Annotated in this window: 9 protein-coding genes and 1 pseudogene; 3 read left to right on the plus strand and 7 right to left on the minus strand. The window is 46.1% G+C overall.

What is annotated here, in order from left to right:
• Positions 1-601 precede the first annotated feature (601 nt).
• The 3 genes and pseudogenes from VNE01S_RS15825 (at position 602) to VNE01S_RS18945 (ending at position 5,840) form a co-directional block, all read left to right on the plus strand.
• Entirely contained in the window at positions 602-2,542 is a 1,941-nt protein-coding gene (locus VNE01S_RS15825) for a nucleoside-diphosphate sugar epimerase/dehydratase (protein ID WP_053397057.1), read from the plus strand.
• Between the two features lie 882 nt (positions 2,543-3,424).
• The gene (locus VNE01S_RS19785) at positions 3,425-3,679 is read left to right on the plus strand and encodes a DUF6444 domain-containing protein (RefSeq protein WP_053397059.1); all 255 of its coding nucleotides are present in this window, start codon (positions 3,425-3,427) and stop codon (positions 3,677-3,679) included.
• A 1,014-nt stretch (positions 3,680-4,693) separates the two neighbouring features.
• A pseudogene (locus tag VNE01S_RS18945) lies at positions 4,694-5,840 on the plus strand (IS3 family transposase).
• 101 nt (positions 5,841-5,941) lie between these two features.
• On the opposite strand, the gene VNE01S_RS15850 reads toward VNE01S_RS18945, so the two are convergent.
• The 7 genes from VNE01S_RS15850 to VNE01S_RS15880 form a co-directional block, all read right to left on the minus strand.
• On the minus strand, positions 5,942-8,155 hold the full coding sequence (locus tag VNE01S_RS15850; protein WP_053397060.1) for a YjbH domain-containing protein: 2,214 nt from the start codon (positions 8,153-8,155) through the stop codon (positions 5,942-5,944).
• Positions 8,152-8,898, minus strand: a complete 747-nt coding sequence (locus VNE01S_RS15855) for a capsule biosynthesis GfcC family protein (RefSeq protein ID WP_053397061.1) — start codon at positions 8,896-8,898, stop codon at positions 8,152-8,154. The genes VNE01S_RS15850 and VNE01S_RS15855 overlap by 4 nt, the downstream gene beginning before the upstream one ends.
• The gene (locus VNE01S_RS15860; protein WP_082331724.1) at positions 8,895-9,578 is read right to left on the minus strand and encodes a YjbF family lipoprotein; all 684 of its coding nucleotides are present in this window, start codon (positions 9,576-9,578) and stop codon (positions 8,895-8,897) included. The genes VNE01S_RS15855 and VNE01S_RS15860 overlap by 4 nt, the downstream gene beginning before the upstream one ends.
• Positions 9,579-9,675: 97 nt before the next feature.
• Positions 9,676-9,987 carry a hypothetical protein gene (locus VNE01S_RS15865; RefSeq protein ID WP_053397062.1) on the minus strand — a complete coding sequence of 104 codons (312 nt, stop codon included), beginning with the start codon at positions 9,985-9,987 and terminating at the stop codon, positions 9,676-9,678.
• 115 nt (positions 9,988-10,102) lie between these two features.
• Entirely contained in the window at positions 10,103-12,277 is a 2,175-nt protein-coding gene (locus tag VNE01S_RS15870; RefSeq protein WP_053397063.1) for a polysaccharide biosynthesis tyrosine autokinase, read from the minus strand.
• Positions 12,278-12,386: 109 nt separating this feature from the next.
• Positions 12,387-12,827 (minus strand): arsenate reductase/protein-tyrosine-phosphatase family protein, encoded by a 441-nt coding sequence (locus tag VNE01S_RS15875; RefSeq protein WP_053397064.1) that lies wholly within the window; start codon positions 12,825-12,827, stop codon positions 12,387-12,389.
• Positions 12,828-12,913: 86 nt separating this feature from the next.
• Positions 12,914-14,047, minus strand: coding sequence for a polysaccharide export protein (locus tag VNE01S_RS15880; RefSeq protein WP_053397065.1), 1,134 nt, complete (start codon positions 14,045-14,047; stop codon positions 12,914-12,916).
• Positions 14,048-14,247: the final 200 nt, after the last annotated feature.

Genomic DNA, 14,247 nt, shown 5'->3' on the forward strand with positions numbered 1-14,247 from the left:
AAGCAAGCGGCACAAAACTTATTCCGCATTCGTCAGATGTGTCTGAATATGATTAAGCTTTATCCAGAGAAAGGGACTCTAAAACGCCGACAAATGAGGTGTGCTTTAGATACGAGTTATAGAGAAAAGATCTTATTTGGTGGTTAAAAAGCATTCATGCGGGAACCCTGTTGTTCCTTGGTTGTCACCATTTAACTACTTCGGGTATGGTTGTTTCAATTTGACAAGAAGGCGAAAAACCAGCAGAGGAGATGCTGGTTAAGTATTATCAGTTCAGTGAAGTTGTCCGCTAAAGAGTTGCTGAGAGCACGCTGGAGTATCGAAAATCAGATGTATTAGCGACTTGGTGTCTGATTCAATGTGGATAGCTGTCATGATAAGACGCGAGCAGGCAAAAAAAGTTTAGCCGTTGCGCGTCACATCAGTCTGAATTAGTACAGTTTAACTTTATTCAAAAATTTATCCGATATTTCGCAGCTTTTTTCTGAAATAGTTGCGAAATATCGGATAAAATATGCTAATGCTAAGGGTGAGTGTTAATCATTTTAATGATAATCATTTATAATCAAACTAATATTCAAAACAAACAGAAAATAGAATTATGGCTAGGCTTAACTTCATTTGGAACCTCTCTCGTTACAACAAGCGTGTGATTAGCGTTGGTGTCGATGCGATATTTATAGTAATGTCATTCTATGTTGCCTACTGGACAATAATTGGCGACATTAAACCTTTATCGAGTCCTTCAGCAAAGTATGCCATTCTGGGAACGCTAGTGATCACGATTATCGCATTCACTAAGCTTGGCCTCTATCGCGCGGTACTTCGTTATCTCACGTTTCATGCCCTTGCGGTAGTCAGTATTGGTACGTTTATCTCTGCGATTTCCGTTGCCTTATTTGCATACTATCTAGATGCGCCAATCCCACCCTCAGTACCTATCATTTATGGGGCGTTTTTATCGCTATTGTGTGGCGGGGCAAGGCTCATTGTTAGAGTACTAGTTGCCCAAGTAAGCCATAAAGGTAGTCAACGGGTGTTAATCTATGGTGCTGGCGCTGCGGGGCGTCAGCTTGCGTTGGCATTGCGCTCTTCAGACTCTTACAAAGTGGTTGCGTTTATTGACGAAGATCCGACTTTGGCGAATACCATTATTATGGGGCTTCAAGTCATCGATATCGAGAGGGCAGAGTCGTTGACCACTAAATATTCAGTGAGTCAAATTCTTTTGGCTGTGCCTAGTGCTTCGCGTCGCCGCCGCAAAGAAATCCTTGATGCGTTAGTACACTTGCCTGCAAAGGTGCTAACTGTGCCAGATATGCGAGATATTGTACAAGGGAAAGCCAATATTGATGAGCTCAAAGACGTCGCTATAGATGATTTACTGGGGCGCGATCCGGTGGCGCCTCAGCAGTCTCTAATGGAGGCGAACATTAAAGGTAAAGTGGTGATGGTCACAGGTGCTGGCGGATCTATTGGCTCTGAGTTGTGTCGCCAAATAGTCAGGCAAAAACCCACTACACTTATCTTGTTTGAACTCTCTGAGTTTGGTTTGTACCAAATCGACCGAGAGCTCACAAACCTCATCGTCAAAGAGCGGCTCAATGTAGAGGTAATTCCTCTGCTTGGTTCTGTTCAGCGAATTAATCGTCTAGCGACAGTCATGAAAAGCTTTATGGTGCAAACGGTGTATCATGCCGCAGCCTACAAACATGTGCCGCTCGTCGAATATAACGTAGTGGAAGGGGTAAGAAACAACGTCTTCGGTACTCTCTATTCCGCAAAAGCAGCGATAGAAGCAAACGTGGAATCTTTCGTGTTGATCTCGACAGATAAGGCGGTGCGCCCGACTAACGTCATGGGTACTACGAAACGTGTGGCTGAGCTTGGTTTACAAGCGCTTGCCGAGCAAGAAAATATAAAACCGAATGGTACTCGATTTTGTATGGTGCGTTTTGGTAATGTTTTGGGCTCTTCTGGTTCAGTGATCCCATTGTTCAAGCGTCAAATTTCCGCAGGTGGTCCCGTTACGGTGACCCATCCTGACATTATTCGCTACTTTATGACAATTCCCGAAGCTGCGCAGTTGGTGATTCAAGCGGGCGCTATGGGTAAAGGTGGTGATGTATTTGTCCTTGATATGGGTGAGCCAGTAAAAATTACTGACCTAGCTGAAAACCTGATTCAGCTCTCAGGGCTCGAAGTGAAAAATAAACAAAATCCCTATGGTGATATCGCCATCGAGTTTTCGGGGCTTAGGCCAGGTGAGAAGCTGTTTGAAGAGCTACTTATTGGTGATAACGTGGCTCAAACCGCGCACGAGCGTATTATGACTGCCCACGAGAAGTTTTTGCCTTACGAAAAGTATCAAATGTTAATGAATGCACTTGATGAAGCATGCCATAACTTTGATCATGAAAAAATTCGTCAGCTATTACTTGAGGCTCCAACTGACTTTAACCCAACAGATGGGATTGGAGACTTGGTGTGGCAGCGACTTAACCAGAAAGAAAGTGACGAATTGCCAGATATAGTTCATTAAAGACGACGGTCAATAAGACTAAAGAAAGCAAGAATGTTTTGTATGACTAAAAATGGTTTAATGAACTCAATGAGGATTTGAGCGAAGCAAAATAAATGCGCCGCGAAGAGCCGCTGAGATTAAGCCGATTATCAAAAAACTACAACAAAAGTTCGAAGCGAAAAAACAAGAAATCACCGCATTGGCCAATGAATTGTGGTGTTTTCGGCAAGGTTGGCCAATACTTTTTTCTTGCGCTGTTAGCAGTAGGCTTTGAATTGAAGAAGTCTGAGCGCGATTTGTTTGTTGGCTGAGACTTTATTCGATAACGAAAGTGCGGGCTCAAACAGCAACGTTGTACTGAGCACGCTCCGAGTGTGTTATTACGGATAAACCAACAGGGTTAAAACGAAGGAAATGAGTGTGGTTTGGGAGGTTTTGAGGTGTTCCATAAGCGGTAGCTACTCTAACGTGCAACAGTGCGGGGTATTACCGCTTGGAGTGACAGGGAGTGGATGCGTTTTCTTTTGGGGATCATCCATTACCCTCATTTTAATGAGCGTGAACATGAGGGGCTTGCACCGACTCCCGAGGTTGGCCATTGGCGACCCATATGAGTACAGAGTCTGTCCCCCATCGATGGAGTGTTCTGCCGTTGATAGCGAGGTTGAAGGCAGTAGCAAAGGAGGGCATCCTTGCCGCGTGATAGTGAAACAAAGGGTAAGCGCACTTATAACGACGATTGCGGCTCTGTGTGGCCATGACCGCCAGTAAAGTACATATGTAGCACGTCAGTTATAGGTAACCATTCACCAACCCCCAGTTGACAGCTCGCAGGTTACGATCATCTCTTGAGCTAGCTTTGCCTCTTGAGTGACCTATTTGGTTCGTCAAACTTGTATCATGAAAAAGAAAAATCACTTTACCGCCGAGCCTCCAAGTGTGAGTAATATCGGTGAGGCCAATGCACTCATCCGTGAACTCTGGGCAAAGCTCCGTGAGTACGAAGAGCGCTTGGCTCTGAATTCGCGAAACTCATCGCGCTCACCTTCCGGCGATACTCCGAAGGCGAGGGCCGAGAGACAAAAGCTTAACGCCCTCGTCATCGAAATCAGGTTAGAGCTCAGCCAGACCACGAAGGGCACTGAAGACCGCTGAGTGAACTGAAGGAAACGGACATGGTCATACACTGCTTCACTGACTCCTCTTGTCATGAGTGCGGTGGTGATGTGGTACCGAACGCCTCGCCAACTTATCGTCACTAGGTCTTTGAGCTGCCAAAGTCCGCACTTGATATCACGGAATATCAATAGTTTCATGGCAGATGTAGTGGCTGTCATAATGCGATAAGGGCCGAGCTGCCGCTTGATGCCCCCGCTGGCCAGATGGGACCGAGATTGCTGAGCCATGTCGCTGTACTGGCAGGGTAATACCATATGAGTATCAGCAAGATACAGCGCCTAACAAGACCAGTACGGCTCTCACTTTTCCACAGGTGCCATCAGTGAAGCTCAGGGCAAAGTCGGGGCGATGCTGACTCCAATACCTCACGGGTGTACCGCTCACCAATAATGAAGCAGAGCGGTGCCTGAGAGGCAGCGTCACCCTGAGAAAGACCTGCTTTGGAACGACGGCAGAGAGCCGTTCTGTTCAAGGGTATTGTCGGTGGTGGAGACCTGTAAGAAACGCGGGCTACCAGCGCTGGATGTTATCAGAGAGATCGTGACGGCGGTGAGCCGAAAGAAACCCTACCCAGACGTCTTCGGCCTCACTTCCAGTTAGTCAATTCCCCTCTACTAAATTTATTTTGATTTCTGAGAATAGATAATAATGATGAGCTGAGTCGCCGGGAAGTGCTGAGCTGTGAAGCTTCAGTTGGTGAGAGAAAATGGGCTCCGTGTATTGATCATGCCACTTTGACAATTTGGTCTAGGTGGGGAATGTTGGGCCTGTAGTGGTTTTGGGTGAGCGTCAACGCCTCTTCAACGTGGTATTAAAGTGTCGGAGCTACCTCAGTAAAAGAAAGATCAAGCTGCCTCAAGTTTCCACTTTCAGACTATTTTCTGTCTCAGTATGCAAACAAAAAAGCCCGCAGGCCTTGTAAATATGGTTGGCGGGCTTTTTTAATCGAGTGTCTCGTCCTGAAATGTGTTTACACATTGAGGACGAATTATGACCACTTCACATAGTCCTTACGTTAAGCGCACACAGCGTGATTACACACTAGGCTTTAAATTACAGGTCGTCGATGCTGTTGAAAAAGGTGACATGACTTACAAACAAGCCCAAGCAATCTATGGTATTCAAGGTCGTTCAACAGTTTTAACCTGGCTAAGAAAGCACGGAAAAATAGACTGGACGCAAAATCCAAGGAAGAACACCATGCATAAAACAACCAACCCAAAAGAGTCTCCGGCTCAAAAAATCAAACGACTTGAAAAAGAGTTAGAAGATGAACGGTTGAAGAACCTCTTCTTTAACGAAGTGATTGATATTCTCAATGCTGAGCATGGGACCAGCCTAGCTCGAGTCTGCAAACTATGCGGGATATCGAGACAGAGCGTTTATCAAAAAGAAAAGCGAGCAGCTAGCCGCCAAATAGAGCTCAAACCCATTAAGAAGATGGTTCTAGAGCTTCGACGTTACATGTATGCCTCGAGTGGGTACTAGAAAGTTGTATTCCTTAATCAAACCTAAGCTGCGAGAAGACGGAATAAAGCTAGACTGAGATGCTCTTTTTGATTACTTGCGTAACGAAAGATTTCTTGTTCGCCCCAAACGCAGTTTTATAAAGACAACTAATAGTAGGCATTGGATGAAGAAGCATCCTAACTTACTGAAAGACTACAAGCCTCACTATCCTGAAGATGTATTAGTGAGCGATATAACCTATGTCCAATCTGATGAAGGTGCGCATTATCTTTCATTAGTTACTGACGCCTAATTATGGGCTATGAACTCAGTAGTGAAATGAAAGCGACGGATGTCGTAAAGGCTTTAGATATGGGGATAAGGACTCGTCGGTATCGTTGTTCATGTATTCATCACTCAGACAGAGGGCTCCAATATTGCTCAAGCGTCTACCAAGACAAATTGAGAAGTGGAGACATGACATCAATGACGGATGGGTATGACTGCTACCGAAAGAGAGAGTGAACGGGATACTGAAGCAAGAGTTCTTACTGAATAGCTGTAAGGATATGGTTGAGCTTTAACAGCTAGGAAAGGAATCAACCAACATCTATAACAATATGAGACCACACCTAAGTCTCGGGATGAGACCCCCAAGTGTGAGGTGCATGAAAAAGCCAACTGCTAACGCAGATGGCTTAGTGTAAAACTGTCAACGTATTTTAGGATGAGACAGAGAGTAATAAGAGGTCTAACTCTTTTGGCCACCGTCGTTTTTTAGTGCTCTATTTATTTGACTTGGGTTATTTGACTTGGGCGCTGATACCATGGTGAACGTGCGTCTGTCTGACTAAACAAATAGTGAGGTTTTGCTAACATTTGTCCACCGTCTCGAGTGAGTGGTTCCCAAGAAATTGTCGCTCGGCTCGTACTTGGCTTGATCGTCATGATGTCCATTGGAATCGAAACATAGAAGCCTTTATTGTAACTGCCTTCCCCATACTCGTCCGCGGTGAGGTCTGTGAGGGTCGCATAGGCTCCGACAGTGACCCCCGACTTAAACTGTTTAGAAAAATCGACACGTGCACCTTTATCACCACCTAAGAATTTACCGACACTGACTTTGAAGAGGATATCGCCTAAAAACTCCCATTCAGGCATATAGTAACCGGTGATATGTCCAGTCGTTCCTTTGCTCAATACGTACGCTTGACATGATGGCTTGGCTTCATTGCATGTTGCTTCATCGTAGAAGAAATAGTCATCATAATAAACACCCAGCCAAGAGTCTGGATCTCGTTGGCTGACGAGGTTGGCATCGATCCCTACCGCCCAGTTGGCGTTAAGCGGGCGATACAGTGCTTCGCCGCCGACACCAGCGAACATCATCTCCAAATAGCCTCCGTACATTTGAGTGTAGAGGTTATCAAACGGCTGATCAAACCATGTCAGCTGTAATTGGCTCAGACGAACAGGGTTGTCGTGAACATAAGCTCGGAACATGGTGCGTACACGAGGGGTTGAGTAGTTGCGTACGTGCGGTGAATTTTCAACATAGTTAAACTTGTCATAGTTATCGATAAGGTTGAAGTAGAGTGAGCCACCTAAGATCAGGTTATCGGCAAGCCAGACACTGGACTTAGCGTTCACTCCAAAGCTGTACAGGTAAAAATCTTCAGGCGCCCCAATACTTTGCTTAAGTACGGGCTCTACACCATAGTCAAACACTTGTTTTGTTGAGCTAAGTGGCGTGTCGGTCTCTTTTTCACTTGGTTTGGTCACACGAAAAGCCTGTTTCACGTCGGCGTCTGTCGACATGTAGTTCGCCGCACTGACATATTGAGTTCGGTCGACGGTTGTTTCGGTTAAGGGCATGCCATCTTTCATTTCCACGATATGGAATTGAGTCACCGACGGTTCGCTGTGGTTGTTTAAAATCGCCGCAGCACGATCAAGTGCTTCGTTTCTATCACGGTATTTGGCCTGCTCCCCTTGAAGGGTAATCGTTTCATCCGTTTTCGATATCGTGTTGAGTTTGTAGCCTGCGTTCTTTTCTAGTAGGAGAGACACCTCATCCCAGTCGGTGTTTTCTGGATTCGGGCGAAGTTGCACTAGGGGCTTGTCTTCGTCTCGCCATATGGCTTTCATGTCGTTAAAGTTGGTGTATAAATTAAAGCCCAGTGTGAGAGTATCACCACGTTGATAACTGACTTTTGCATCCCCCCAGTCACCTAAACGATAGTTCAGCCCAATATTCCAAGGCGTGTGCTGTGACATGTCCTTATTGCCACGCTGAACGGGAAAGTCTTGGCTGTAATCATTGCCTTCGTACTCAATTTTCAGCCTCAGTGGCTCGTACGGTGTTTGATACTCAACCCCCCCAAAGAGTGCTGCAGGCCCTTTAAACCAACGCTCAAAGTCCACACTGCCGCCGCTATCTTTGTACCCACTTGGGCGATGGCAGTACTTATCCTTTATTTTGCAAAAAGGGTTGGTGGTATTTCCTCTTTGTCCTAGATATCCCCACCCTAAACCTAACGAGACATCCAGGTTGCCGAAGCGTTTGGTGGCAGCAACGTACTCCCCATCAAACAGGCCGGTCCCGCCAAAATCACGAATACCTATTGAGGTTTCGGGTAACCAATAGCTCTCTTCCAGTAGCCGAACTTTAAAGTCGATGCCTTTATCGGTATAAAGGTTGTCACCACTGTATTCAGGGTCACCACTAAAGTAGAGATCGGGTACTCGAGTGTAGCGAATGGTAGTTTCGAGCCAACGCATCAATTGGATCGACACCATATAGTGATGGTAGTCCTCATTGAATGTCGTGCCGAGGTTGAGCTCCCCTTCTTCAGCCATGCGCGCGGTAGGCAGTTGCATCAGACCGGTGCCACCAAAGTCGGTTTGTGAGACTTTCCACAAGGCATCGTCGTTTGCTAATGCCACTGAGCAGCTCAGCAATGTAAACGATGATAGCAATATGGTGTTGTAATGGTGTTTCATTGCGAGCCCTTTCTCATGCTGATCAGTTTCACGATGTTTTCTTCTAGCCTTTGCAGTTCGCTATCGTCTGAATTGAATCCAACAAAGACGACGGTACCCGGTGTCAAGTGTATGTTCTCATTATTCCAGTACGCGTAGCCAGCTTTGATGTAATGTCCGTCGGGGTAGATCACCCAGGCATAACTATTATTGGCGCTAGACAATAGGCCTGTTTGGTCTAGAGTTTCGGAGAGTGTTGTTGCCGAGGCAAAAGCGAGAGCCTGAGGACGAGCGAGTAGTCCCTCGACTTGGATGTGTTCTTTCCGTTGCGGCGTGATGAGTTCATACACCCCAGCAAGTAAAGGGTTATGCTCTGCTTGGATCCTCACCTTATCGATATCCAGTGAGAGTGACTCTCTATAGCCGACAGCCCAGTGTTTAATTTGCTCGATTAGAATATTTATCGAAGTATCATCGTCTGTATGATGCATCCTCTGTTCTAACTGTTGCAACACATCATGTTTGAGCTGCTGAGCCGTGGCCTGTTTATCTCTGTTGAATAACTGATTGGCCAATGGATAGCTAGCAGGGGAAAAGATTTGGCTGTGTGCGATGGCATCTGACAGGACGGTTTCTAAGCGCTGAGCGTCTTCATACTGAAGTATGGTGTTCTGAATGGGAAGTTCGACTTTCAAGCCATCAGCTGATGCACCAAAGATTGGCAGCAGTGCGCTTGCGAGAGTGATAAGCAGTGGTTTATTCATTTCTCATTCCCCTGAGGCAGTGTGAGAGCGAGAGGTTTTAAAATTTCTAATTCAATGTGTAATTTGTTGGGCACTACCCATTGAGCACTTTTTACGATGGTGTTTTGCTCATTGACCCAAAATTGATTGGAGATGGTGGTGTTGAGCGCCCCGAACGTGACGGTTTCTTCGATTAACTGCGTTTGTTTGCTCCACAGCAATGACGTTAGCCATTCATTTTTGACAAAGTGGGATTGGACATTGGCTTGGTGCCCATAAGAATAATTAGGCTGCCAATCGTATTGCGCTTGCCATGGTGCATTGTCTGCTGAAGGCGTCGGGAGTGTGTTTGTGGCCGAGAGTGACACTAAATTGGCGCTGGGTAATGACAGTGTTTTGATGATGCGGCCATTCTCGGTCACGATCATGGCTTTATCGGAAGACATCCATTTCAGTTGGGTTTTGCCTGTTGCTGGATTCTGCTCTGCGTATGCCAAAACCAAAAAAATACGGTGCTTTCCATTAATACGAGCGTAAGCACTGGCATAAGGCAAATTTTCGACGTGTTCTGAGCTCATATCAACACTCTCGAAGCCAAAAAATGCTTCTTTGATGGTCGCGTTGGTATCTTGGAATCGCTGTGTACATCCGGATAAAATAACACAAAGACCAAGGAAAATGGGTTTAGATAGGATACGCATGCTATTCCTTAAGGTGGGCAGTTCCCTGAGATAAATAGATGAAAGGCAAAAAAAACACCCTTACTTTACTAAGGGTGTTTGTATGTGTAGCTTAGGCTTAGTTTGTGCCGTCAGTACCAGATGCTGAAGTACCGTCGTCATTGTCTGCTGCGACAACCGCTGCCGCTGTCACCGCTACTGCTGTACCAACCGCTACGGCTGTTGTTGTTGCCACGCCCGCTGCTGCTGTTGCTGCCGCTGCAGTACCAGCCGCTGTGCCACCCGCTGCTGCGGTTGTGCCGGCCGCTGCCGTTGCGCCACCTGCAGTGCCACCCGTTGTAGTTGCTGCGCCTGCTGCCGCTTCACCTGCCGCAAAAGCGTTGGTTGACGCACCCAGCGCAAGCAACATTGCTAGAGCAATATGTTTCATGAAATTTTCCTTGTAAATTTACAATTTATACATCGATGTAGATGGGTTTTTAATCACCCGTTCCCATTCTATGCAACATCTTTACATGTGTAAAACGTTGATTCGTGTGGGGCATTTAACTGGCCTGTTTATCACTCTTGTACGCGTAGTTGTAGTAACCGTATCCGTAGGAGCTGGATGCTTTTTTCTCTACCGCGTTGAGAATGACCCCTTTGACTTCAATACCGGCTTTCTCAAATCGATCACGAGCCACATCAATCTCTTTGAGCGTGTTTTGGCCAAATCTTGCCACCATGAGTGTGGTGCCTGCGATCGCGCCCACAATACTCGGGTCGGTGACCGCGAGCACGGGTGGCGTATCGATTATAACAAGATCGTAATCTTGACTTGCTTTATCTAACAGGCTTTTGAACCTTGGGTGCATCAATAGCTCTGAAGGGTTAGGCGGGACTTGACCGCGCGCGATAATATCCAAGTTCTCGATTGATGTGCTTTGAACCGCTTCATTGGCCTCTATGGTGCCCGCTAGCACACCGGACAGACCTTTGTCCCATTTTAGGCCAAAGATACTTTGTAAGTAACCTTTACGCATATCCGCGTCAATCAAAAGAACCTTTTGCCCCGTTTTAGCAGCTACGGCCGCAAAGTTTGTCGACACAAAAGATTTACCAATACCCGGAGCCGGGCCGGAGATCATGAGTACGTTGTTCTCGGCTTCCATCATGGCAAAGTGTAAGCTGGTACGCAGCCCGCGTAAGGCTTCTACCGACAAATCGGCGGGGTTGGCTTCAGCTAGCAATTGTATTTCGGTATTACGCTTACCCTTTCTCTTCATTTTGCTGAGGAGGTCAGCTTGCATATCCGATTTAGGCACGCTGGCGTAAACAGAAAGGCCAATTTTCTCAATCTCATCTGGGTTTTCGATACCTCGATGAAGTGCCGATCTTACAAGGACAAATGTCACGCTGAGCATGCCACCTAGTAACGTCGCTAAGACGACGATGAGCGGCTTTTTCGGTTTGACTGGTACAGCGTAGCTTTGCGCGTTGTCCAGAATGCGAACGTTGCCCACGGTTCCTGCTTTAATAATGTTCAGCTCTTGGACTTTATTCAGCAATTGAACATAGATTTGTTGGTTTACCTCAACGTCACGTGTCATACGCAAGATTTCACGTTGAGTTTTCGGCAGTTTTTGCACCTGTTGGTTTAGACGTTCTTTTTCTGACAATAGCGTTTGGCGCTTATCTAGTAACGAGCGATAAGCTGGGTGATCTTTTGTAAAGCGCTGACTAATGTCACTTTCTTTAAAAGTCAGTTCGTTGAGCTGCGCCTCAAGTTCGACCATGACTTTTAATGTTGATTGTGCTTCAAGGCCTAAATCGACAGACTCGTTATCTTGTCTGTATTGATTTAAAATGTCTTCAGACGAAGTCAGTTTGGTTTTGATTTCAGGCAAATGATCTTCTAAGAATGTCAGGCTTTTCTCCGCTTCGGCTGAGTTTCTCTCCACATTCTGCAGGAAGTAGGTCTGGCTGATATGATCCAAGATGGCACTGATTTGGGCTTTATTCTCACCAGTGAAACTGAGGCTAAGGATCCCTGTTTGTTTTCCTCGTTCACTAATAGATAGGTTTTGTTTTAGCCATTCAATCGCTTCTAATTTAGAACGTTGTCCAATAGCAAACTCTTCCCCAGCGCTTGCTATTATCTGACTCACAAACAAGGTGTACCCATCGCCTTGGCTCAATTCACCGACTTGGCCTTCTAATACCACGCGCTCATCTTCGCGAATGAGCTGGTAAGTTTGTGCGTCAGGACCTTCAATCACCAAGGTGTGTTGCATCGTTTCTGCATAGGGTGGGAGAGTAAAGCGGCTGACTTGAATGGAGGCCTGCTCGTCGCTTAAACGTGCCAAGCCTTTACCCACGATTGGGAAGTAAGTCGGTGAGGTGACGGTTGTTAGGTTAAACTTGTCGACGGTATCACCTAAGATCATGCGTGATTTGATGATCTCGATTTCGGTGGTGGCTGATGATTCTTGTGAGAACAGCTCTCCCATATCTCCCACCATGGCAGAGATACCGCCAGAGCTTTTGGGCTCAATTTGGATCAGTGCGTCCGCTTTGTAAATGGGTGTTGAAAGGAGGGCGACGGTTATACCAACGATCGAAAAAACAAAAGTAACGATGGCGATTAGCCATTTAGCATCCAAAAGGATACCAATAAGTTTACCTAGTTCTATTTCATCTGACGTATTGTCAATGGATTGTCGTGCTACTTGATTTGTCATAGTTCATCTTCAGAGTCGAGGAGCAATGCTGTAAACCAGAGGTATTTCTACATGCGAGTCCAGCTGTCAGTCGTGTCTTTTCCTGTTTGCTAAGTAAGTGGGTATAACCTTAAAGCTTTTTAGCCCAAGCCTCGGTTGCACTTTCGATTAAGTTATACGCATGGTCGAAGGCTTCTCTACTTTGTCGGTGGGGGTCGGGGATATCTTTTTGCCCTATCCATTGACCGAACAACATGGCCTTACCTCTGGCTTCGGGCGCGATTGCCGTCAGCGCTTCGAGGTGTCCTTTTTCCATGATAAGAATAAGGTCGTATTGAGCGCACAAAGCGGCCGTCAATTGTTGAGCCTGATGACCAGAAAGATCGACGTCATTTTCTAAAGCAACCTGAACCGCCATTTGGTCTGCAGGTTTTCCGATTAATCCACTTTTCTCAGCGGCGATCCCCGCAGAGGCAATATGTTTGTTCGGGAATCGCTTTTTTAGTGTGCGTTCTCCTGTCGGAGAGCGGCAAATGTTACCGACACAAACCACAAGAATATTATTAAACATAACTTTCACTATGATGACAGCGGAGAAGCTTTTAATAGGATTCTCCGCCTGATGTAATATTTTCAAGGATAGAAAGCGAGGCTATCTTATGGCCAATTACGCACGCGCAGTACGCTTTCTGTTAATTCGTTGAACCCGTTGATGGTAGGCATTAACTGGCGGATTACACGATTCCAGCGAGTAATAGGCGCCGCCGTCACGTAGACAATGTCATAGGGCTTCAAGTCAAACTCCGTGCCAATCACCAGGGCGGAGGCGTCTTTTATATCAAGCTGATAAATATCCGCTAGACGTTCGGCTTTGTCATCGGATGTACGTATTACAAACACGCCTGTTGCATCCGCTGATAGCTCATTGATGCCACCAACGTTACTGAGAGCTTCGGTCAGGCTCATGCCTGAACGGTCCATTTTTAATAGTTTAGGGTCATTGACTTCTCCCATGACAAATACTTTTTGACTGTCGTTACGAGGAACATGAATAATATCCCCGGATTGTAATAGTCGGTTTTGTGTCAAATCACCGCGTTGCATGAGCGCATACAGAGAAATATTTTCCTCGACACCATTGCGAGTGAGAGTGACATTTCTCCAATCAGCATTTGCTGCGAGGCCGCCTGCGCGGTTGATCGCATCTAACAGGGTCAAAGGAATATTACTGATGGCTTGTTGGCCTGGTTTAGACACCTCGCCAGTTACGTAGGTTTTCTTTGAGCGAAAAGCCGCCACACTGACATCGACTTGAGGGCTTTCGATATAGCGGGCAAGACGTTTAGCAATATCCGTCCGGATTTCCCTAACGGTCTTTCCTTCTACTTTTACTGTGCCGATAAACGGGTAAAAAATGGTGCCATCAGCATGCACCCAGTTACCCGCTTCAGAGGCACTGCGATAAGAACCAGCAGGAATGGTCAACTCTGGGTGGTCCCAGACCGTGACATTTAAAATATCTCCTGCACCGACTTTATATTCGTAGCGCGCGATCTCTTGTTCCAGTGCTGGGTTTGCACGAGAAGCGTAAGCACTCTTTGAAGACAGTGTCCCTACTGAATTTGCGGTCAGTGGATAGAGGTTCACATCATTTGAAACAGAGCCATGTTCGCTGTTTGTCGTCTCAACAATGTTTTTATCGCTGGTCGGTATGTGCGCGCCAGGTATTGTACATCCCGCAAGCAGTGCTGGGGCGACTAGCGTCAGCAAAATCTTTTTCTTGAATTCCATGTTTTGACAAATCATCTAATATTATAGGCTTACAACGTTTTATGTCGTGATAATTGAGTTTAAAACCAGTACTGACTGAACTTTTATTAACGAATCAATATAGAACTATATGGACGACACAGTGGTTCGAGATTGTACTATGCATACGATTAATTACCTAATTATCCATAATGATTGTGGTGCTGCAATTACGAATATGT

The organism is Vibrio nereis NBRC 15637 (genome assembly GCF_001591105.1).
GTDB classification, from domain to species: Bacteria; Pseudomonadota; Gammaproteobacteria; order Enterobacterales; family Vibrionaceae; genus Vibrio; species Vibrio nereis.

Bases quoted from the DNA above. Each gene is read 5' to 3' on its own strand.
- VNE01S_RS15825 (WP_053397057.1), top strand. From the start codon at position 602: ATGGCTAGGCTTAACTTCATTTGGAACCTCTCTCGTTACAACAAGCGT.
- VNE01S_RS19785 (WP_053397059.1), top strand. From the start codon at position 3,425: ATGAAAAAGAAAAATCACTTTACCGCCGAGCCTCCAAGTGTGAGTAAT.
- VNE01S_RS15850 (WP_053397060.1), bottom strand. From the start codon at position 8,155: ATGAAACACCATTACAACACCATATTGCTATCATCGTTTACATTGCTG.
- VNE01S_RS15855 (WP_053397061.1), bottom strand. From the start codon at position 8,898: ATGAATAAACCACTGCTTATCACTCTCGCAAGCGCACTGCTGCCAATC.
- VNE01S_RS15860 (WP_082331724.1), bottom strand. From the start codon at position 9,578: ATGCGTATCCTATCTAAACCCATTTTCCTTGGTCTTTGTGTTATTTTA.
- VNE01S_RS15865 (WP_053397062.1), bottom strand. From the start codon at position 9,987: ATGAAACATATTGCTCTAGCAATGTTGCTTGCGCTGGGTGCGTCAACC.
- VNE01S_RS15870 (WP_053397063.1), bottom strand. From the start codon at position 12,277: ATGACAAATCAAGTAGCACGACAATCCATTGACAATACGTCAGATGAA.
- VNE01S_RS15875 (WP_053397064.1), bottom strand. From the start codon at position 12,827: ATGTTTAATAATATTCTTGTGGTTTGTGTCGGTAACATTTGCCGCTCT.
- VNE01S_RS15880 (WP_053397065.1), bottom strand. From the start codon at position 14,047: ATGGAATTCAAGAAAAAGATTTTGCTGACGCTAGTCGCCCCAGCACTG.